The following is a 21,570-nucleotide window of genomic DNA, read 5'->3' as shown; positions in this document are numbered from 1 at the left end:
GCAGATTGTTGATTTCAGATTGCAGATTCGGGAGAGACGCTGGAGAACAACCGCGTTTAGCCGTTGTTCTTTTTGAATTCACGCATGAAGTCGGCGAGAGCTTCGACGCCGGCCACGGGCATCGCGTTGTAGATCGAGGCGCGAATGCCGCCGACGCTGCGATGACCCTTGAGGCCGTCGAGACCACGGTCTTCGCCCTCTTTGCAGAACTTCTTTTCGAGGGCTTCGCTGGGCAGGCGGAAGGTGACGTTCATCAGCGAGCGATTCGCAGGCTGGGCATGACCCTTGAAATAGCCACCGCTGCCGTCGATCAGATCGTAAATGAGCTTGGCCTTGTCCTTGTTGCGCTGATGCATGGCTTGCAGGCCGCCGACATCATCCTTCAGCCAGCGAAGTACGAGGCCCATCAGGTAAATGGCAAAGGTTGGCGGCGTGTTGTAGAGCGAATCTTCCTTGACGTGATTCTTGAAGTTCAAGTAACCCGGCAAGCTGTCCTGGGAACGGGCCAGCAGATCGTCGCGAATGATCACGGCGGTCACACCAGCCGGACCGGCATTCTTTTGGGCACAGGCGTAGACCAGACCGACGTTTTTGAAGTTCAGCGGGCGATGCAAAAAGTCGCTGGAGGCATCAATGACCAGCGGCGAAGCGCCGGTATCGAGTTCTTCGGCAAACTGCACGCCTTGGATGGTCTCGTTGCTGCAGAGATAGGTGTACGCGGCATCTGGATTCAAGCCCGCTTCGGCCTGAGTGGGAAGGCGGTCGTAGTTGGTCGCTTTGCCGTCCCAACACACCTTCACTTGCCCTTCGCGCTTGGCCTCGTCGAGGGCCATCTTGCTCCACGAACCGGTAATGAGGTAATCGGCGGCTGCGGACTGGCCACGCAGCAAATTCATCGGAATCATCGAGAACTGCAGGCGGGAACCGCCTTGCAAGAAGACGATGTGATAGTTCTCAGGAATGGCGAGCAATTCTCGCAGCATCTGCTTGGCACCCGCCAGGATATCGAGAAAGCCAGGGGCCCGGTGACTCATCTCGAGAATGCTCATGCCGTAGCCGGGGAGCGAAACCAGGTCTCGCTGCACTTGTTCGAGCACCGGCAAAGGGAGCACGGCGGGACCGGGGGAGAAGTTAAAAACGCGCTGATTGGCGGTAACGGTCGACATAGAACCACTTCTCCCACGAATGGACGGCCCAAAGATCCGACAGGGGGCGGCCGACAAAAGTTCGGGCAAATCGGAAACCGAGATTTTAGGATGATCTGCTGCCAGCGGGGAGGGGACGATGGGCGTTTGAGAGACCCCGTGGCGGGCAAACCAGGAGGTCTGCCGCTACGAAAGGCAAGTTTGCTATGCTGAGCGACTTTCCCACGCAAAACCCATCCTGCCATGTTTTCGCCTCAACCTACCTCTGCCGAACGCTGGCGGGCGAGATTGCTGGTTTTGCTGGCGGCGCTCTTGTGGAGCAGTAGTGGCTTTTTCGCCAAAGCACCGGACTTCAAAGGCTGGCCGGGGCCAACGATCGCCTTTTGGCGAGCAATCTTTGCCTGCGTCATCTTGCTCCCCATGGTTCGCCGGCCCAGTTGGTCGTGGAAGATGATTCCGATGGTGACCGTCTTCGCGGTTATGAACTACACGTACCTGACCGCCATGGAAAAGGGTTCCGCGGCCAACGCGATCTGGCTGCAGAACACGGGGCCCATGATCGTCCTGTTAGTCGGCGTCTTTGTCTTCAAAGAGTCGTCGCGCGGACTCGACTGGGTGATGGCGGCGCTCTCTTCGGCGGGGGTTGGCCTGATTCTCTATTTTGAGTCGCAGGGTGCCGCCTTCGATGCGGTGCTGTTTGGCCTCGCTTCCGGCGTGACCTACGCGGGCGTCGTGCTCTCGCTGCGAATGCTGCGGAGTGAAGAAAGTGCCTGGCTGATTGCCTTAAATCACCTCGTAACCGCCTGGGTGTTGTCCCCTTTCGCCATTCCGGCGCTCGCGCCCGTATATCAATTGGATCCCGGTGTCATCGCCGAGTACTGGCCGCATGGCCGGCAATGGTTGATGCTCGCCGCCTTTGGCATCTTTCAGATGGGGCTGCCGTATTTTCTATTTGCCCGAGCCCTGCGCGTCATCCCTGGACACGAAGCTTCGGGCATCGGCCTCGTCGAACCGCTTCTCGTTCCCGTTTGGGTTTGTCTCGCCTGGGGGTGGCGAGAAAACATGCCTGCCTGGTGGACAATTACCGGCGGCGGACTCATCTTTTCGGGCCTCGTGCTGAGATACTTGGGTACACTGCGCGATCAGCCTGAAGTGCCTCCCTAACAAACGGCGTGCGGTTACCTCAACGAGGTCGAACTAGCGCAAAAGCCGTTAAACCCCCGCCGCAGGGGCGGGGGCGGAAAATGGCACCAGCAAAAAACACTTGTCGTAAGCAAGTCGGCGCAAATATTGCAATATGTGATTGACAATAGATCGCGATGGTGCGCTAATGAGAACAGGTTCGAAGCGGGTAATCGTGTCGTCGCCCCGGTCCACCGTGGCGCAGGGCCTGTGCGCGAAGTTGGATTTGCAACCGGAAAGATGCTGAGTCAGTCCTGAACTTCAACTGTGTTTTGTTGACGCGAATCGGTAGGCCTGCAATTGCCCACGAGCATTCGAAAAGGTTATCAAATGGTTTTCAGACGATCGTCAGAATGAAGGCTTACAAAGCGGTAAATTGCTCTCAAGCAAGAAGTTGCAACGAGCGGCCGGATGAACAAAACTCGCCAAAAGGTTATCAAAAGTGGTTATCAACGAGCGTGGAGGGAGTCGAGGTGAGTCGCCGCTGCCGAGCATTAACTTTCGCCGTAAGTCTTTGAAAACCGCAAAAGAGGGGTGTCCAACAATCGAGTCGACTTTTGAACACAAACGCGCGCCGCAGCCGAGAGATATGCCACTTGCCGGTCGCCAATCACCTCCGAAGTTGGACAAGTTGATAGTTTTGGAGATGGTTGCGGCGCAGACTTACGTTCCGAAGGATGCTTAGTTAGTACAAGACGGCGAATAGGTTGAGAACCGGCAATCGGCGGTTGCTCCAGAACGGTGGCACTAGCGCAAAAGCAGTTAAACCCGCGCCGCAGGGGCGGGGGCGGGAAATGGATTGCGAAAGATAGAACGAGGAAAGCAATGGCGAAGCTGATATTTGGTTGCGGGTATCTGGGTCGGCGAGTGCTGCAGTTGTGGCAAGCGGCGGGAGAGAAGGTGTATGCAGTCACCCGGTCGCCCGAGCGGGCTGCGGAATGGTCACGCAGCGGCATCTTGCCGCTGGTCGCTGATATCACGCAGCCATTGACCATTGCCCCCCCGGCGGATGTCGATACGGTGCTGTTTGCGGTCGGCTTCGATTCCCAAGCTGGCAAGTCGATTCACGAGGTCTACGTTGACGGACTCGCGCGGGTTATCGACTGGCTTCCCGATTCGATCCAGCGTTTCATCTACATCAGCTCGACCGGCGTCTACGGTTCGTTTGCGGGCGACTGGATCGACGAGAGTTCACCGTGCGAGCCCAAGCGCGAGGGGGGCAAAGCGTGTCTGGCGGCCGAGCAGCAGTTGGCCGCCAGTAAGTTTGCCAGTCGCACGGTTGCTTTGCGACTGGCAGGCATCTATGGGCCCGATCGTATTCCGCGTGCGAAGGATTTGCTGGCCGGGAAATCGATCGAAGCGGCTCCCGATGGCTATCTGAATTTGATTCAGGTGGTGGACGCCGCGCGTATCGTGTTGCTGGCCGAGCGAAAACCAACTTCGCCCTGTCTGCTGGTGGCTGATGGTCACCCAGTGATTCGGGGTGAGTATTACGCCGAGTTGGCGCGTCTGCTGAATGCTCCGCCACCGCAATTCGCCCCCGCCGAGGCTGGGGCGGCGATGGCTAAGCGTGGCTCGGCCGACAAACGGGTGAACAACAGCCGCTTGTTGGCCGAACTCTCGCCGCAGTTTGAGTTTCCGGACTATCGGGCCGGCCTGGCAGATGCCGTCGAACTCTGGAAACGGACGCAAGGGTGAACCTGAATCGCTTAAATCGGCTCCAAGGGGGAGAGTTCGAAGTTTGCCCTGGTCCCTAGCCTCTAACCCCTTCCCCCCGAACCCTACACAAACCAGGCTGACTTTGACGATTTGGAGGGTTCATTTGCCCATATCGCGAAAAAGACCCGATGATTATTCTAGAAGGTAGCAAGGGTTGCCGCTTTGTTGCTGTCAGTGCACTTCTGTCGAGATCTCTCTATGACCACCCCAGCTAATCCCTTCAAGATTCAATTGGCCGACCGCCTCATCAAATTGCCCCCCTATGTGCTGGCAAGGGTGAACGCATTGCGGGATGCCAAGCGGCAAGCTGGGCAAGATGTCATCGACCTGGGAATGGGTAACCCCAGCGAGCCACCGCAAGACATCGTTATCAACAAGCTGAACGAGGCCGCGCGCGATCCGAACAATCACGGCTATAGCAAAGCCACCGGCATTCTGAATCTCAAGCGCGAAGTCTCGGCCAAGTACTTCAAAAAGTTTGGCGTGCGGCTCGATCCCGAAAGCGAAGTGTGCGTGACGATTGGCTCGAAGGAAGGCTTCAGCCACATGTTGCTGGCGACCGTCGGTCCCGGCGATAACGTGATCATTCCAGCGCCGTTCTTTCCCGCTCACAAGTATGCCGTCGCGATGGCCGGTGCCAGCGTGATTTCGCTGGAAGTCGGCAATCACGAGCGGTTTCTCTCCGACATTGCATTCACCTGCGAGCATTTGTCGCCGGTGCCCAAGCTGGTGGTGTTTAACTACCCCCACAATCCGTCGAGCGTGACGATCGAGCCCGAGTTCTGGGTCGAGGTGGTGAAGCTGGCAAAGAAGTACGGCTTCATGGTCATCAGCGACTTTGCCTATGCCGACGTCGCCTTCGATGGTTATCAGCCGCCAAGCTTCCTGGCCGCTCCTGGTGCGAAGGAGGTGGGCGTCGAGTTCACCACCATGAGCAAGGGGTACAATATGGCCGGCTGGCGTGTTGGCTTCTGCTGTGGCAACCCGGAAATGGTGAAAGCCCTGGGAGTCATCAAGGGCTATTACGACTACGGGCTGTTTCAAGCGATTCAGATTGCCGCGATTGTCGCTTTGCGACATACCGATGCCGCGGTCGAATCGCAGTCGCGCATCTATCAGGCTCGTCGCGACCTGCTGCTCGATGGTCTGCGCAAGCAAGGCTGGCAAGTGCCGACGCCTCGCGCGGGGATGTTCGTTTGGGGCAAATACCCAGAGCCGTGGGCGAGCCAGATGACTTCGGTCGACTTCGCGATGTACATGCTGGAACATGCAAACGTCGCGCTCAGCCCGGGAACTGGCTTTGGCCCCGCAGGCGAAGGGTATTGCCGGATGGCACTCGTCGAAAACGAGAACCGCTTGAAGCAGGCTTTGCGCCAAATGTCGCGCTGCCTGGAACGCGATTCCAAGCCGCAAATCACTGAGAAGCCGGCCAACGGCGTGCCCAAGACGGTTGTCGCCGCTTCGGGCTAGTCTCTTCGCACCGTGCACCATCAAAGCTCGCCCCAGTACTCTGGGGGGAGACTTTGGTGCGAACTTCTTCAGCCCATTTCAGCCAGTGGGTTCGCGCAGCTTGCGTAAACTCCATCTCGGTGGCTCCTTCTCGGAATGCCAGCAGAGCGGTAAAATTCTCACCGCCAGGCAATTGACGAAAGATCACTGCGCGCCGATCGTAAAGATTGCCGGCAGGGCAATGTGCGAGGTGCGCCAGTGGCTAGGCGATTCGCTCGGCGCATAAAAAATGGAAGGGTTCCTGTTCGCCGCAACAGAAACCCTTCCGGAAGCTGTTCGGTCATTGCTTTCGCAATGTCCGAAGACCCACAGCCATTGAATCCGTATCGGGACATCCCTTCATCAGACTTTAGACCGCTCGGCTGTCGCGCGACATTCGAGCAAATACCTTGCATTACATTCAGAGAAGGTTGACACACGCATGTCGCAACCGGCAAAGCTTGCCTTGGAAGATGGCACGGTTTTCACTGGCATCGCTTTTGGAGCGATCGGCGAGATCGACGGCGAGGTTTGCTTCAACACGTCGATGACGGGCTATCAAGAGATTCTGACCGATCCGAGCTATCGCGGTCAGATCGTCACGATGACGTATACCGAGATTGGTAACTACGGTGTGAATCACGAGGATCTCGAAAGTCAGAAGCCGCACTTGGCGGGCTTCGTCGTGAAAGAGTTTGCCGAGAAGCCCAGCAACTTTCGCTCGGAAGAGTCACTCGACTCGTACTTGAAGAAGTACAACATCGTGGGGCTCGCTGGCATCGATACGCGCTCGCTGGTGCGCCGCTTGCGAAACAACGGCGCCATGAAGGGCGTCATCAGCAGCGTCGACTTGGACGATAGCAGCCTCGTGCGAAAGGCAAAGGCGAGTCCCGGTCTCGTAGGTCGCGACCTGGTCCGAGAAGTACTGCCAGATCAGCCCCGCAATTGGAACGAAAAACTCAGTGCATGGGCCAAATTGCCCATTGAGCCCAATCCAGCTTTTGATGATGGCAAGTTTCATGTCGTGGCGCTCGATTACGGCATGAAGTGGAACATCGCCCGCCATTTGACCGACGAAGGCTGCAAGGTCACCATCCTGCCCGGCACCTCCACCGCCGCAGAAGTGCTGGCTCACAAGCCCGATGGCGTCTTTTTGTCCAATGGTCCCGGCGATCCGGAACCGCTGCATTACGCTCAAGAATGCATTCGCGGTGTGCTCGGCAAGGTGCCCGTGTTCGGCATTTGCCTCGGTCATCAGTTGCTCGGTCTCGCCTGTGGCGCTCAGACTTTTAAGCTCAAGTTTGGACATCGCGGCGCGAATCAACCGGTGCAGAACCTCGATACCAGCAAGATTGAAATCACTTCGCAAAATCATGGCTTTGCGGTTGAAGAAGAATCGTTGCCGGCATGCCTCGAGATCACTCACCGCAATTTGAACGACAACACCGTCGCCGGTCTGCGACATAAAGAATTCCCTGCGTTCAGCGTGCAGTACCACCCGGAGTCTTCCGCAGGTCCGCACGACAGCCGCTATCTGTTCCGCCAGTTCCGCGAATCGATGGCCACCGCCAAAGGTGCGAGCGCCACGTAATTCGATTTTCAGTCTTCCCGCAAATTCTCCATGCCACCGATCAGGCTAACTCATCGGTGGCATTTTCTTGCGCGGTACGATCCAGCTGGTGAACCCGCATTTCACCGAGTTTTTGATTGACCGCAGACTCGATCAGGGCGAAGCTGTTGCCAGCCTACCTTTGCCTCGGAGTTACTCATGTCTCAATCGGTTGATCACGCTTACTCCTCTCCAAGAGTTCTCGAATCTACCGCTGAAGTCACTACGCCCGGCGGCTCCTCACCGACCCGCGTTCGCTTTGCCGTCATCGCGCTCTCGATGTGCATGTCGTTCGTGCTGTACCTCGATCGATTCGCCCTCAATCCCATCACTTCCACGATCGTCAAAGATCTGGGGATATCGAACGAGTCGTTCGGTTACGGGAACATGCTGTTCTTTTACTTGTACGCCCTTTTTCAAGTACCCGCGGGCGCGCTTGCCGATCGCTTCGGTGCTCGGCGGATGCTGGCCATTTACGTTCTGACGTGGTCGGCCGCCACGATCGCTCTGGGGTTTGTGCCAGGACTCATCGGACTGCTTGGCTTGCGTGCGGTCATGGGAGCGGCGCAAGCGGGGGCCTATCCAGCAGCAGGGAGCTTTTTGAAACGCTGGGCGAACCCCACCGCCCGTGCGAAGGCCAATAGCCTCGTAGCAGCCGGCGGGCGAATCGGCGCCCTGGTGGCCTTTGCCGTGACGGCCTGGCTGGCCCTGCAGCTGCGCGGCTTCTTGGGAATCGAACAAGGGTGGCGCGGCGTGCTGGTGATCTATGGGCTGCTGGGTATGGCCTGGGTTGTTGTCTTTTGGTTGTTTTTTCGGGATCGCCCCAGCGAGCATCCGTGGTGCAATCAGGCAGAAGTGGAATTGATCGGGCACGAGCCGCCGGCTCCCGTTTCTGCCGGCCTACCGATTGTCGACTTGCTCAAAAGTGCCAATGTCTGGCTGCTCAGTGCGTCGGGCTTTTTGACGAACGTCGGCTGGATCTTTCTCGCGACCTGGCAGACCGTTTACATCATGGAGAAATTTGCCCCGCAGCTGCGAGAGATGTTTCCCAACATCCCCGCAGGGGCAAACCTCGATGATATGAAGCAAGTGATTGCCGGTAGGTTGTCGGCACTTGTCTTGTTCGCCGGAATGGCCGGCGGCGTCGTGGGGGGAATTGCGGCAGATCTATTCCGCCGCAAACTGGGACCGATTTGGGGACGACGAGTTCCTGGCATGCTGGCCGGAGGATTGGCCGGCGCTGCTTATCTGACCTTTCCCTACGTCGGCGATATTCGCGTTTTCGTGGGCCTGATGCTGATCGTGTCGTTTACGATCGATTTCGGCCTCGGTTCCCTGTGGGCCACGTACCAAGACATCGGCGGACGACACGTGGGATCGGTGCTGGGGTTTGCCAACATGTGGGGCAATCTGGGAGCCGGTCTGTGTGGCTGGTTTTACGGCCGGCTCGCCGATAAGCAAGATTGGCCGCTGGTGTTCACCATATCTGCCATCGCCCTGCTGTGCATGTCTATCAGCTGGCTGGCAGTGAACCCGACCGTGCCTTTGCAAAAGGAAACGTCTTCGTAGTTGCCAGCGAGAGCTGCCAAATAAACATCTCAATAGATACTTGACAATAAGTCGACAGATGCAAATAATTGCCTCGCGTTCTCTTGCATTGTGATTGTTCGACGCTTGAGCCGCGCAGTGCGGTTGCTGCGAAGTTTTGTCGTGAGAAGTGCTTCGCAACATTCGCTGCTTGGGTCCAAGGCGGGGCCTGTCCAAAAATCAGGCCGGTTGTTGGACAAAGAGGCTTAGTTGCAAAATTGCTCGCCGGCACGCAAGTGCGGTGAATGGAGCAACTTGCAGCAAAACGCAGAAATGAGAGCGTGTCCAAAAACCTCGTGTGTATTTGCACGTTTCGGCTGGAAGGCGTGAATCAGCAGGCGAACTGCCGCGCTGCGCGTCGCTCCCCCTTCGTTTGGCGGCTAGAATGGGTTGCAGGCAATAAAAGTTGGTTCGGCCTGCGTATAGAGGCTAGTTCGGCAGCTACATCTCTCCAGTTAAACCCATGGCAGCTTTTCGCTTGTTCTATCGCAACTACTTCAACGCGGGCTGCGGACTATTTGTGATCATGGTCTGTGTAGCGATTGCGCAGACGCTCCTCGCGAAGCCGGAAGAATCAGCGAAGCCCGCTGCCATCACCGATGCGGCAGCGCTCGATGTGCCACCGGCCGAGAAGCCGGAATCAGAGGCGTCGGCCCCCGAACCGCAGCCGAAGTCTGTTCCCGAGAAGTCGATCACTCCTCGTCCTGGCGGCGAGTTGCCCTGGCTCAAGCGAGAGAAGAAAAGCGATCCGTTGCCGGTGATTCGCCCACCTGCCGGTGTGCGCGAAATCTTGGAAAAGTACGATATTGGCGAGAGTCAGCTCGATGGGTTCTTCAATGGCCAGCCTTTGTCGAACGATGAGCGCGAAATGCTCGTCCGCATCATGTATCGGCTGCCGCGCATCGGCCTCGATAACTTGCAGAAGTGGCGTCGCACCGATATTCCGCTCGAGCAACTCGTCGTCAACAGTGCCCAGAATCGCCTGGAAGTGATTCCCCTCAAGGGGCGCTTGATCGGACTGGAGCAAGTAGAGGTCAGCGAAGAATTGGGACGCCGGTTGGAGATCAAGCATTTCTATCTCGCCCGGATCGATCTGATCGATCAGCCTTACGAGGCTATCGTGGCGGTGCGCCGAGTTCCGAAGTGGTGGGAACAGGCACCGGTGCTGAACGAGCCCGTCAGCTTCGACGGTATCTTTATCAAGGTGATGGAACCCACTGCGAACAAACCACAGCTGGTGTTTCTCTCACGCCGCTTGCGCTGGCATCCCGATCGAGAATTGCCGGAGATGTTCATTGGGCCTGATCAGTTGCGGCTCGCTCAGATGGGGCTCGATATCAGCCTGATTGAGGATTTGCGACTGGCGAACCGTCGCGATATCGGCGACATCGATCGCGAACCGTTCTATCAACTGCTCGATCTGGTCGGACATGCCACCAATAAGCAGCTGACTCCTCAGCCCCCCAGAGCCGTCGACGTCGTGCCGCTGCTGCAAGAGCCGGAGAAGCATCAAGGGGAGATCATGACGGTGTCGGGCATCGCCCGCCGCATCACCAAAGTGGTGGTGGATGATGCCGACATCCGCAAGCGATTCAATATCGACCACTACTACATGATCGACATGGGCGTAAACCTGGGCGAGCAGAGCATTCGTTTTGGCGACGACCCAACCGGCGAGAAGAACGCAGTCTACTACAACGACTTTCCCGTCACACTTTGCGTCCGCCAGTTGCCGTCGAACTTGAACCCCGCCGATAAGGTTGATGTGCTCATCAGCGCCAATGGCATCTTCATGAAGACTTGGGCATATCGTTCCGCCTACATGGCCAAGTACGACAACAAACTACAGATCGCTCCACTATTTGTCGGCAAGATTCCGCAGCGCGTCGTTTTGGAGAAAGGCAACAACTGGGTCTCCGATGCGCTGGTCTTTTTTGCGATCGGCACCGCAGTGCTGATCATTGGTTTCGTATTCTGGTGGTATCGAGGCTCGTCGAATGCCGTCGATCGCGTGCTCCAAGAGATGGGCGAGCAGGGTCAGCATCCGAATTTCAAGGGACTGGAGAACGCTCCCACTGGTCCAGATTTCAGCGGACTCGCTGCTGCCGACTCGGGACCACCCAAATCGATCGACCCCGATTGACCCTCGACAGATCGTGTGCGCAAGCGACACTGGCCTCATGGCAGCAATTGCTTCAGCAGGCGATCGATCTCGACAGGTGCATCTTCCTTTACCCAGCAGTAGCCGTGCTCTTGGGCGAAGCCTTCGGTGCGGGCTTGCTTCGTGGGAATGTAGCCCGGCGCACATTCGCCGAAGCCGGCGACGAGCAACCGTTTGTTTGGCTGCTTCGCTTTCAGAATCTCTTGGGCGGCAAGAGAGTAGCCGACGAACATCTCGGCAGGGAGCACCAAGTAAGCCGCCGAGCCAAAATCGATGAGCGGGACATCGATCTGCTGGCCTCGCTGGCAGCGGTGATAGTAACTGAGTCCCATCGCGGCATCGATGCGCACGGCATTCGTCTGCTTTGGATCGGCGATCACTTCGGCCAGCTTTTTGGGATCGAGCTTGCCGTCGGTGGGTGGTGAGAGATCGAGCTGCGTATTACGAAAGGTGATCGTCTTCAGCGGCACTCGTTCCAGCGATTTCCACGCGGCATCCATTCCCTGCTTTAGCTGTTGCGCGAGTGCAGCGCGGCCGGCGGGTGTGCCGTCGTTGTACTTCGCGGCCACCACATCGCCGCTGCAGCCACTGATGTACATCCCGAACACATCCGGGTTCTCGCGCTGCCACAAGTCGCGGGCGATGCCGGGAAAGTCGTACGAGACTTCGCCCCGGCCGTAGTAGCTCATCGGGTGGGTGGCATACAAACTGAGCGCCGCGATCGGCTTGTCGTTGTGAAAGAAGGCGAGCGTCCGCAGTTTTGGATCGATTAAGCCATCGGGCGCAGCGAGCAGATACTTGTCCGCCGTAAAGCTGTAGCGATTGAACTTTGGCGTCCCATCGGCGGCTACGACGCGGCGGTTGCAAGCGACGCCTTCGACCGTAGCCTCGCCCAAGCCCAGATGCGTGACAGGCACTGCCTTGGCCAGCGAAGCACTCACCGCCTCAGCCAGGTTTTTCTTCGTTGCTTCCCAAAACTCGGGCAGGTGCATGGCATCCTTCAGCCCTGCTTCGTCGAGCAGTTTTTGCGCGGCCAAATCGACGTAGGGTGCATCGTGCTGATGAATGCAAGTGAGCAACACTCGCTCGCGCGTTGTCCCCGCCGCTTTCGCGAGCGCATCGCGCAGGTCGTCATAAGCCTGGTTGCGCAGTTCGCACCAATCGAGCGCCGCGATGATGAGGGGCTGATCGCTCCCCAGCAGCACGATGCCCCGCGCGGTCAGGCGGTCGCCAATCGTTTTGGCTGGAGGTCGCAAACCGGCGATGAGCGGGTGACCTATTGGCGGTGTAACGTCGGCGGCGAAAGTCGCCAACTTAAACGTCGGCGCATCGGCAGCATCGACCATTGGCAGATCACCAACGAGCGTAGCCGCTCCCGCAGCGAGTCCGACGGCCAGAACATCGCGACGCTTCCACAGTTGATTTGGCACTTTACGTCTCCTAGCTAGCAATTGGGGCTAGCGGCCTAGTTTCGCGGAGCGAGAAGTGTCGTGCAAGCAAGAAATCTGGCGACGTAAGTTATTTGTACAATGCGATTTACCGCGAAAGTGCCAGCAGCTACTTTCGCCCCGGGGTAGCCAGCGGATACAATTACGCTCGTAGCGGAGGGTCGGTGTGACAGTGAACCGATGCAACCTCTCAGGATTGTCCGCTTCAAAAGGAAGTCACCCATGTCGGCAACGATGAACCAACCCGAACTGCACCCACGTCGCTTGCTCGCCTCGTTTGGAAAAGACACTGACAGCGCAGGGACATCGGCCCATTATATCGATGCCGCTGAGTTTCGTCGGCTCATGGTTTCGAATCGCCGCATGGAGCGGGCTGACAAAGCGGCTCCCAAGATGCGCGGCCTGCGCGATCTGGAAACCGGCGAACTCTACCTGACCGATGAGCGCTGGCTCCTCGACGGCAAGCGGTAGAAGTATCGCACCTGCGCAGCACCAGACTTCGCGCAGTTTTCAACGCAGCTTCATCAAGCATTCACCAACAAGAAAATCGAGCGGCCGCTGGAGTGTCAATTCCAGCGGCCGCTTTTTATTGAATCCGGCCAGTTGCCGGGTAAGTGAAACTCAGTCGTTTACTCGCGAAATCTACTATAAAAAAGCGTCCTTGCTGCTGATTTGTTTCGGCAATTGGTCAGGGGGTTAGCGAAGGTTGATCGAGAACCCCTTGCCACCAATCGAGAAGCCTGGGCGACCGATGGGGCGAACCGGGCGAGGGGCGAAGTGGTCGAATTCGCTCGCCAGTTCGCGGCCGACGAAGCGGACGTCTTGATCGATCGCGGCGAGTTCATTTCGCATCGCCCGGCTGAAACCGAGCCCCACGCTGAACGCATGATCGCTGAAGTGACGCGAAGTCTGACGGAGCACGGTCAGTTCTCGTTCGACCAGCGAGATCTGTCCCACTCGGGCAAACGATTGCAGGCGGCGAGCGGACTGTTCCAGCTGAGCGGCGTCGACCAACATCTCGCGTTGCTCGCGAGGATGAATCGAAGACTCGATCACCAGCAACCGCAGCTCGCGAGCATGCCCGGCAATCTCGCCGCCCATGCGGCTGATGTTGCTCAGGTGGTTGTGATCGTGATCGGCCCGAGCAGGGGCGGCAGCGAACAGAGTCAAAACAGCGACACCGGTCAGGCTCAGCATTTGGGCGGTCTTCATGGCCGTAACTCCAACAGATTCAAGTGTTTTTGAGAGTGTGAAGCTTCGAGTCATCCTCAGCTTCGATGCAGACCCTAAAAAGCACCCAACGTGCCAAGTTGCGTGGGTGGCTCTTCACGCGAGAATGCAAGTCGTTTAATGGGAATGACTTGCGAATGGCAAAAGAATTTGCCAGCAATGCCGGCAGTAACGGCGAATCGCACAGTCTCGTCGATTGTGTCGCCCATTTGATGGCGCATGAAATCAGGTTGATACCTGATTGGCTCAAACGGCTACCAACCTACTGCTTCAGCGTGGTGATCCAGAGGAATGGTTTGTCGGATTCATCGATGCGCACTTCGTATTTCAGCTTGGCTTGAAAGAGGAGTCGATCGAGGATCTTCGAGTAGTAGGTGTTGGTCTTCGGCAAGCTGACCTTGGTAGTGGCAAAATCGATCTTTTGTCGCGCGAGCGAGTTTTGATCGAGCACCATCGGCACATTGAGACGAGCGCGAATGGCTTCAACCGACTCCCCGAGCGGAGCCTCGGCGATCTCGACGTTTAGAAACTTGAAGAGATCAGGCAGCGTGTCTTTGGGGGCACTCTTCATCGGCCAGCCGACGGGCCAAACCTGCCCGGCGGTCTGCGAGTCGACGATTTTGAGAGTGAGATCGGAGCCGACTTTCTCTGGCGTCATGACGAGTCCCAGCGGGCGAATGGCCGCGGCAATGGCGGTTCCCGAGGTCATGCCAAGCAACTCTTCATTGACCTTTTCCTCGCCGAACTTATCGCGCACCGAGGGATCGACCTTCATGCCGAGCGGCAAATTCGTGGCAATTTGCTGCAGTACTTCGCGAGTGGTTTTGCCGGTCGTCGAAAAGTTGACCTTCGTCGCCAGGCCCTCATGCACCGCGACCAAGTCCTTTGGTACGAGGCCGAAGGCCCCCGCTTTGGCATTCAGTCCTTCTTCGCCACCGGCCTTCAGCTTTTCGACCCAGGCGCTAATCTTGCCGCGGTTCTCGAGCGAGAAGTTGCCCGCGGGTAAATGCAGGCGGTTATCGGAAGTGAGGACGCCCGTGATGGAATAGCTGATCTGGCTGCCGGTTCCTGTGGTCACAATCGCCGCGCCGTCACCAGCGCCGCCGCTACGAACGCGCACGCTACTGAAGCCAGCCTTCTCGAGTGCCGGGAGCCACTCGCGGGTGTTTTCCGCCGCGAAGCCCGGTTCGGTGACCACTTCCAGCGAAACTCGCGGGCCTTGCGCCAGCAAGAACGATGGCATGCAAGAAAGGAGCAACAGCGAGATCAGCCGAGTAAGACGGCCGTGCCATTGGCTGGTGAAAGTGATCATCACTGAATTTCTCCGCGGTCGAATCGCCCCCAAATCGGTGCAGGCAATTATATGCTGCTGAACCTGCTCGCAATCCAGGAACTTACTCGGCGAACGAGCAATTTCGCTAGCGAACCGCCGGATCGACAGCCGCGAATCGGCAGAAAGCGCGAATCTGCGTAAGCTGCTCAAGATGCCGGTCATGCCGGATATTCGTTCAATGCCGGTCGCAAGGTGTGCCGATGAGTTTTGTACAGGCCGCTGACCCAACGGCGTGCACCCGCTGACTGTTGTCCCGCAAACAACAGCCTGCTGTGCCGCTTCTGCCATGCCGGCCTCTGCTATGGGTTGAAGAGCTCAAAGGGGGGACTCTGATGATACGTCGTTTGCTTTTGGCACTGGCCTGTGTCACCGTGATGGGGCTCGTTTCGACAGCCTCGGAAGCCCAAGCTCAGGAACGAGCCTACGGCCGAGTATGGGGTGGCCAATACAGCCGCCAGGACTGGGAACGGTTCTATCACTACCCCTACGTGTACTATCCCCAAAACTTCTACGGCAACGAGTATTACCGTAGCAGCCAAGACATGTACTTCCGCTATCCGCAAGAAATGCGGATCCCTACCTACAACCGCCAATGGCACAACGAGTACCCGGAAGAACGCCGGTACCACCAAGGGCACCAGTTCATGCTGGATGTGTTCTAGGAGAGGGGGCTAGGGGCTGGGAACTAGGAACTGGGGAAGAAGCAGTCTGCCAACTTAACTCTCTCGCCTCGGTACGGGTGGTATCCCACAGTGTCACGGAGAGAGGGTTGGGGCGGATGATCTTTCGACTCAGCAAGCTGGCGAATTAGCCGCCTACACAAAACACCGAGTGCTCCGCGAACTAAACCATCGCGATTCGCATTCACCAAAAAACTACAACCCCGGATCTGCGCACCCTGAGCAAGTGCACGGAAACGGGGTTGTGGCTTTTCTTGCTCGAAAAGTAGGCCGGCAACCAGCGGTACTCCGCGCTGTTCCGGCACTCGACTCTATTTGGGCACGGCTATTGATTCGACGTAAGTCCCAACGCGGTAGATGAGCGGGTATTCACAAACCGGCCCGGTTTGTGAACACGCAGGCGCGCCGCACCCGAGAGATATGGCAGGTCGCGTTCACAAACCTGGATGGATTGTGAAAGAAGTTTCCCCATCGGCCTGGCCGAATTGAAGAGTTACGTCGATTGCAAAGCTGGCCGGAACAAACAGTACTCCGCGAGAGTTCCGGGATTCCTTAGGCTGGCCGCAGTAGGGCAAAAGCCTACGAACCACCGCCGCAGGGGCGGTGGCGAAATGAGTGCACAAGTTACTGTGCGAACGTCAGGGTGTGCTGCACTTCGTAGGTGCGCGAGTCGCCGGTGGTTGTCTTGCCAACATTCTCGCGGGCGATCTGATAGAGCTTTTGACCACAGGGCGTCGGATACGTTCCCGTGATGCACGCCTGACAGAGATTGCTGCGGTCGTAGCGAACGGCCTTGGCAATCGATTCGACCGGCAAGTAACGGAGCGAATCGGCACCCAGCGAGGCTGCCATCTCGGCTTCGATTTCGGGCGAGATTTCTCGCCCTTGCAGAAACTTGGGGGCAAACAGTTCGTCGATGGTCGACATGTCGATGCCGTAAAAGCACGGCGCGACAATCGGCGGACAAGCAACGCGGACGTGAATCTCTTTGGCACCACCCAGCGTGCGAATGCGATTGAGCAGCACGCGCATCGTTGTGGAGCGGACGATGGAATCTTCGACCAGGAAGACACGCTTGCCTTGCATCACTTCGCGCAGCGGCGTGTACTTCGTTTCAGCCTTTTTGCGGCGGCTGGCACCACCTTCGATGAAGGTGCGACCCGAGTAGCGATTGCGAATCAGCCCTTCTCGTGAAGGAACTCGCAGACGGTGAGCCATCGCGTCGGCAGCTGCTTTGCTCGTATCCGGCACAGGAACGACAATCGTGTTCTCGTCGATCGGCACCGAGCCATCGAGCAATTCGAGCCGAGCCAGTTCTTCGCCCAGAGCGGTGCGCGAGAGGTACACGCTGCGTTCATCGAGCGTGCTGGCGACGTTGGCGAAGTAGATCCATTCGAAATAGCAATGTGCGCGACCGACCGTGTCGGCATAGCGCTGAATGTCGAACTCGCCGTTGATGATCGTGATCGCATAACCGGGGGGGAGTGACTTGATGCTTTCGGGCTGGAAACCGAGATTCAGCAGCGGGACACTTTCGCTGGCGGCCGCAAACAGGTTCCCTTCCTTGGCATAACAGAGCGGCTTAATGCCCAGTGGATCGCGGGCCACGAGCATATCCCCCTGAGCATTGAGCAGGACGATGCTGTAGGCACCGTCGAACTTGCGGCTGAGGTTGGTCATCAGTTCGATGAGCGTGGGGCGTCGTTCGCCCGACATCTCTCGACCAATCTCGTGCATGATGACTTCGGTGTCGTTGTCACGCGTCAGGTGGTGCGAAGTATCGGCCAGCAGCTTATCGCGCAGCTCCTGCACATTCGCCAATTGCCCGTTGAAGGCAAAGCTGAACCACTTGCGCTTTTCGATATGGCTACGCTCGAACGGCTGGGCGTAGTTGCGATCGTCAGCGCCGCAGGTGGCATAGCGCACATGGCCAATCGCGGCGATGCCGAGATTTTTGCTCATGATCGCCTCGGCTTCGTCTTTTTGCGACAGCCTGAAGGCTTCGCTGACCATGCCGAGTTCTTTGTGTGTGGCCAGCAGTTGCGGCCGGCCAGGCAAGTAGGAAGTCATCCCCGCAGCAAGTTGCCCGCGGTTCTGAATGTCTTGCAACATGCGCGGCAGCAGCCGGGCAACATCCTCGTGACCGACACCGGGCACCAGAGGGTGCAATTCGCCGGGAAGGTGGTAGATGGCGGCGATGCCGCATTCGTGGTGGATTTCGCTCATCTCGGGCGGCACTCGGGCGACGTAAATCGCTAAACAGGTCGCGGGAAAGCTAAGAAACCATCACAGACCTCATTCTAGCAGCATGTGACTGCTGAACAAGGCAATGCGAAGGATTCGTAAACAAACGAGCGGAAGTCCGCATGACAAAATCTTATGATTGGGCGCTCGGACGTGTCTCAGCGAGTCGTTCCCTAGGTTTGTCGACATATCTAACAGAGAAGAATGACTAAGCGTCCTCGTCGCCAACACGAATTGACTATGCAGTCTCGCTTGCCAGCGGTGCGGGCCAGCACTACTCAGCAGTTTCTCTGAAAATCCCTGGATAGTGCTCAATAATTGCTTTGGTCATCTTACGAAGGGCAGGTCACGGCTGATAGAATCGTCGCCTTCGGCAAAAATTCTTCGTCTTCAAGCGTTGACAGCGGCGCGCCGACAAAGAACAATTTGCGGTTTACGAGACGCCGCTCCCTACCAATCGAATTTGGTGGGTCGCGGCGTTTAGCCGTTTCTGCCCGCAGTTGTTCAGCGATTGAACGACGGGTGCTCGGAGTATTCCTGAGTTGGAAGATGCCATTCAAAAGGCCGATGTGCTGATCGAGGCACTCGGTTGGATTCGCCGGTTCCGCGATAAGATCACCGTCATCAAACTCGGTGGCAGCATCATGGAACAGGAGAACGCCCTGCGCCACGTGCTGCTCGATATCGTCTTCATGGAAACCGTGGGCATGCGACCCGTGGTTGTCCACGGCGGTGGCGCTGCCATCGATCGCGCGATGGATGCCGCGGGACTCATCCCCAAGAAGATTAAAGGCCGCCGATACACCGACGACGATACGTTGCGCATCGTCGAAGAAGTGTTGGCTGGCGAAATTAACGAAGGCATTGCTCGCCAAATCGAAGAACTCGGCGGCCGGGCGATGAACCTCAACTTCAAGACGACCAACGTCCTCTTTGGCGAAAAGATGACGTTGCCCGGCGAAGACGGCGAGCAGATCGATCTGGGACACGTCGGCCGCGTCACGCGCGTCGATCGCAACGTGATCGAAAACCTCTGCTATGCCGGGCAAGTACCAGTTATCCCTTCGATGGCACTAGATGCCAGCGGCGGCAAACTGAACGTCAATGCCGACACTGCAGCAACGGCTGTCGCCCAAGCACTCGGTGCCGAAAAGCTCATTTATATGAGCGACGTGAACGGTGTTCGTCGCGACAAGACCGACCCGACGTCGATCATCCACTCGCTCACCGATGTCGAGGCGCGCGAACTTATCCGCACCGGTGTTGTCGATGCTGGCATGATTCCAAAAGTCGAAGCTTGCCTCGAAACACTCGACCGCGGCGTGCGTAAGGTCCACATCATTGATGGCCGCCTGCGGCACTCGCTGCTGCTCGAGATCTACACCACCTCGGGTGTGGGCACCGAAATGATGAAGGCTCAGTAGAAGAAACTGCAGAACTTGGGAGATGTTGTTATGGCTACCGCCGTTGGACTCAGTTCCGCCGAAACCGTTGCCCTCTTCAAGCAGCACGTAATCGGCAACTATAACCGTTACCCGGTGAATCTCGTCCGCGGCGAAGGCTCGTTTGTTTGGGACAGCGAAGGGCACCGCTATCTCGACTTCTTCCCCGGCTGGGGTTGTAACTTGCTCGGTCACTGCCCGCCAAAGGTGGTGCAAGCAGTGCAGGAACAGGTCGCCACGCTCATTCACGTGCCCAATACGTGGCATATGGACGTGCAAGGTCGTTGGGCTCAGGCAATTAACGAGCGCAGCTTTGGTGGCCAGGCTTTCTTTTGCAATAGCGGCACCGAAGCCAACGAAGCCGCCATCAAGATCGCTCGTCTCCATTCGCCCAAGGGTAAATACAAGATCATTACCTTTACCGGCGGCTTTCATGGCCGCACGATGGGCTCGGTGACAGCGACGGCCCAGCCTAAGTATCACGACGGCATCGAGCCGATGCTGCCAGGCTTTGTCTATGCTCCGTTTGGCGATCTCGAAGCGACCAAGCAATTGGTCGATGATGAAACGTGCGCCATCCTGATCGAGCCTATTCAGGGCGAAGGTGGCGTGCGCATTCCCCCAGCTGGATTCTTGCAAGGCCTGCGAGACTTGTGCGATGAACGTGGTCTGCTGTTGATGTTCGACGAAGTGCAAACGGGCTGTGGTCGCACCGGCGAATGGTTCGGTTATCAGCACTTTGGCGTAACGCCGGATGTCATGACCTTGGCCAAGGCCGTTTGCGGCGGCATCGCCGGCGGCGCTCTGATTGCCAAGCGAGAGATTGCCCCAGCGCTTCGCCCCGGTATGCATGCCGCGACCTTTGGTGGCAACCCGATCGCCGCGCGAGCTGGTATCGCCACGTTCGAGACGATCGAAGAAGAAAACCTGCTCGACAACACAAAGCAATTGGGCGAACTCTTCCGCCGCCGCCTCACCAAGCTGCAACAGCAGTGCGACCTTATCAAGGAAGTTCGCGTCGCCGGCGTGATGATCGGCGTCGAACTGACCGTCGATGGCAATCCAGCCGTCCAAGCCTGCCTCGAGCGCAAGCTGCTCATCAACTGCACCCAAGGCAAAACGATTCGTTTGCTGCCTGCCATGAATCTGCCCGAAGAGCAGGCCGAAGAAGGCTGCGATATTTTGGCCGATGTTCTCCAGAATTTGCCACGTTCCTAGTCGAAGCGGTTTGCGTTTGATTCATTGATTGATTCTTGGTCCTGCTCCTCTGGCTTGAGGAAGGCGTGTTTGTAATGCGACATGTTCTCTCGTTGTTTGAATTGTCGTCCGAAGAAATCGCTCAGGTCTTCGCGCTCTCGCATGAGCTGAAACGCGATCTGGCAGCCGGCATCCGCCAGCCCCATTTGCCTGGGCGAGTGATGGCCATGCTCTTCGAAAAGCAATCGCTCCGCACGCGCGTCAGCTTTGAGACTGCCATGGCTCATCTGGGCGGCAATACGCTCTTCCTGGGACAGGACGTGGGGTGGGGCAAGCGGGAATCGACGGCCGACTTTGCACAAGTCCTCAGCAGCTATGTCGACATCATTGTTTGCCGCACGACGGCTCACTCGCGGATCGAAGAGTTGGCTCAGTACTGCACCTGCCCGGTCATCAACGGCTTGACCGACAGCGCGCATCCTTGTCAGGCACTAGCCGATCTTTTCACGCTCGAAGAAATTCATGGCCCGCTGAAAGGGAAGAAGCTCGCCTTCATTGGTGACTCGAACAATGTGGCCCGCAGCCTGGCTGTTTGTTGTGGCAAGCTGGGTGTGGAGTTTGCCGTGGCATCGCCCAGCGGCTACACGTTCGATCCGGAGTTCGTGGCGGAACTGAAGCGGGAAGTGCCCGCCCTTAATTTGCTGCAGACCTCGAATCCGCGCGAAGCAGTGAAGAACGCGATTGGCGTTTACACCGACGTGTGGACGAGCATGGGACAGGAAGCCGAAAGCGAAGCTCGCAAGTTGGCCTTCAAAGATTACCAGGTAGATGTCGCGCTGATGGAGGCTGCCCCCGAAGGAGCCGTCTTCCTGCATTGCTTGCCTGCTAAGCGGGGCGAAGAAGTCGCTGCTGACGTCATCGACGGTCATTATAGCGCCGTCATCCCTCAAGCGGCCAATCGCATGCACGTGCAAAAGGGACTCATCGCCTGGCTGCTCGGCGAACGAGCATAAGCCCTCTTAAACTCCCTCGCCTCGATACTCCGGGGAGAGGGTTGGGGTGAGGGGTGAACTGCAAAAGCGGTGGCGTATCTAACAAAGTCCAC

16 protein-coding genes are annotated in these 21,570 nt (G+C 57.6%); 11 read left to right on the top strand and 5 right to left on the bottom strand.

What is annotated here, in order from left to right; all coding sequences use genetic code 11:
- Window positions 1-56: 56 nt before the first annotated feature.
- The gene (gene serC, locus NA78x_RS18105; protein WP_425613778.1) at window positions 57-1,166 is read right to left on the bottom strand and encodes a 3-phosphoserine/phosphohydroxythreonine transaminase; all 1,110 of its coding nucleotides are present in this window, start codon (window positions 1,164-1,166) and stop codon (window positions 57-59) included.
- 222 nt (window positions 1,167-1,388) lie between these two features.
- Here serC and NA78x_RS18100 point away from each other — a divergent pair, with 222 nt between their 5' ends.
- The 6 genes from NA78x_RS18100 to NA78x_RS18075 all read left to right on the top strand — a co-directional run bounded on the left by NA78x_RS18100 (window position 1,389) and on the right by NA78x_RS18075 (window position 10,873).
- A complete protein-coding gene (locus tag NA78x_RS18100; protein WP_425613777.1) occupies window positions 1,389-2,309 on the top strand; it encodes a DMT family transporter in 921 nt (306 codons plus the stop codon).
- Window positions 2,310-3,152: 843 nt separating this feature from the next.
- Window positions 3,153-4,025: an SDR family oxidoreductase gene (locus tag NA78x_RS18095; protein ID WP_425613776.1), complete on the top strand. Its 873-nt coding sequence runs from the start codon at window positions 3,153-3,155 to the stop codon at window positions 4,023-4,025.
- Between the two features lie 219 nt (window positions 4,026-4,244).
- Window positions 4,245-5,516, top strand: coding sequence for an aminotransferase class I/II-fold pyridoxal phosphate-dependent enzyme (locus tag NA78x_RS18090; RefSeq protein ID WP_425613775.1), 1,272 nt, complete (start codon window positions 4,245-4,247; stop codon window positions 5,514-5,516).
- A gap of 460 nt (window positions 5,517-5,976) precedes the next feature.
- The gene (gene carA / locus NA78x_RS18085; RefSeq protein WP_425613774.1) at window positions 5,977-7,125 is read left to right on the top strand and encodes a glutamine-hydrolyzing carbamoyl-phosphate synthase small subunit; all 1,149 of its coding nucleotides are present in this window, start codon (window positions 5,977-5,979) and stop codon (window positions 7,123-7,125) included.
- Window positions 7,126-7,302: 177 nt separating this feature from the next.
- Window positions 7,303-8,712: an MFS transporter gene (locus NA78x_RS18080; RefSeq protein ID WP_425613773.1), complete on the top strand. Its 1,410-nt coding sequence runs from the start codon at window positions 7,303-7,305 to the stop codon at window positions 8,710-8,712.
- 481 nt (window positions 8,713-9,193) lie between these two features.
- Window positions 9,194-10,873 (top strand): hypothetical protein, encoded by a 1,680-nt coding sequence (locus tag NA78x_RS18075; RefSeq protein ID WP_425613772.1) that lies wholly within the window; start codon window positions 9,194-9,196, stop codon window positions 10,871-10,873.
- Between the two features lie 35 nt (window positions 10,874-10,908).
- Here NA78x_RS18075 and NA78x_RS18070 read toward each other — a convergent pair whose 3' ends face one another.
- Window positions 10,909-12,321: a hypothetical protein gene (locus NA78x_RS18070; protein WP_425613771.1), complete on the bottom strand. Its 1,413-nt coding sequence runs from the start codon at window positions 12,319-12,321 to the stop codon at window positions 10,909-10,911.
- A gap of 240 nt (window positions 12,322-12,561) precedes the next feature.
- Between NA78x_RS18070 and NA78x_RS18065 the strand changes: the two genes are divergently transcribed.
- The gene (locus NA78x_RS18065) at window positions 12,562-12,810 is read left to right on the top strand and encodes a hypothetical protein (RefSeq protein ID WP_425613770.1); all 249 of its coding nucleotides are present in this window, start codon (window positions 12,562-12,564) and stop codon (window positions 12,808-12,810) included.
- A 225-nt stretch (window positions 12,811-13,035) separates the two neighbouring features.
- On the opposite strand, the gene NA78x_RS18060 is transcribed toward NA78x_RS18065, so the two are convergent.
- Both NA78x_RS18060 and NA78x_RS18055 read right to left on the bottom strand, forming a co-directional pair.
- Complete coding sequence (locus NA78x_RS18060) at window positions 13,036-13,551, bottom strand: hypothetical protein (protein ID WP_425613769.1); 516 nt, start codon at window positions 13,549-13,551, stop codon at window positions 13,036-13,038.
- 280 nt (window positions 13,552-13,831) lie between these two features.
- On the bottom strand, window positions 13,832-14,881 hold the full coding sequence (locus NA78x_RS18055) for a hypothetical protein (protein ID WP_425613768.1): 1,050 nt from the start codon (window positions 14,879-14,881) through the stop codon (window positions 13,832-13,834).
- A 353-nt stretch (window positions 14,882-15,234) separates the two neighbouring features.
- Between NA78x_RS18055 and NA78x_RS18050 the strand changes: the two genes are divergently transcribed.
- Window positions 15,235-15,564, top strand: coding sequence for a calmodulin-binding protein (locus NA78x_RS18050; RefSeq protein ID WP_425613767.1), 330 nt, complete (start codon window positions 15,235-15,237; stop codon window positions 15,562-15,564).
- 642 nt (window positions 15,565-16,206) lie between these two features.
- On the opposite strand, the gene NA78x_RS18045 is transcribed toward NA78x_RS18050, so the two are convergent.
- On the bottom strand, window positions 16,207-17,808 hold the full coding sequence (locus tag NA78x_RS18045; RefSeq protein ID WP_425613766.1) for an amidophosphoribosyltransferase: 1,602 nt from the start codon (window positions 17,806-17,808) through the stop codon (window positions 16,207-16,209).
- A gap of 560 nt (window positions 17,809-18,368) precedes the next feature.
- Between NA78x_RS18045 and argB the strand changes: the two genes are divergently transcribed.
- The 3 genes from argB to argF all read left to right on the top strand — a co-directional run bounded on the left by argB (window position 18,369) and on the right by argF (window position 21,478).
- Entirely contained in the window at window positions 18,369-19,250 is an 882-nt protein-coding gene (gene argB, locus NA78x_RS18040) for an acetylglutamate kinase (RefSeq protein WP_425613765.1), read from the top strand.
- Between the two features lie 30 nt (window positions 19,251-19,280).
- Entirely contained in the window at window positions 19,281-20,486 is a 1,206-nt protein-coding gene (locus tag NA78x_RS18035) for an aspartate aminotransferase family protein (protein WP_425613764.1), read from the top strand.
- A gap of 74 nt (window positions 20,487-20,560) precedes the next feature.
- Window positions 20,561-21,478, top strand: a complete 918-nt coding sequence (argF, locus tag NA78x_RS18030; RefSeq protein ID WP_425613763.1) for an ornithine carbamoyltransferase — start codon at window positions 20,561-20,563, stop codon at window positions 21,476-21,478.
- The last annotated feature ends 92 nt before the right edge of the window (window positions 21,479-21,570 follow it).

Origin of the sequence: Anatilimnocola aquadivae (assembly GCF_049819085.1) — a bacterium.
Lineage (GTDB): Bacteria > Planctomycetota > Planctomycetia > Pirellulales > Pirellulaceae > Anatilimnocola.
The sequence above is the reverse complement of the archived record's forward strand: the minus strand, read 5'-3'. Positions and strand labels throughout refer to the sequence as shown.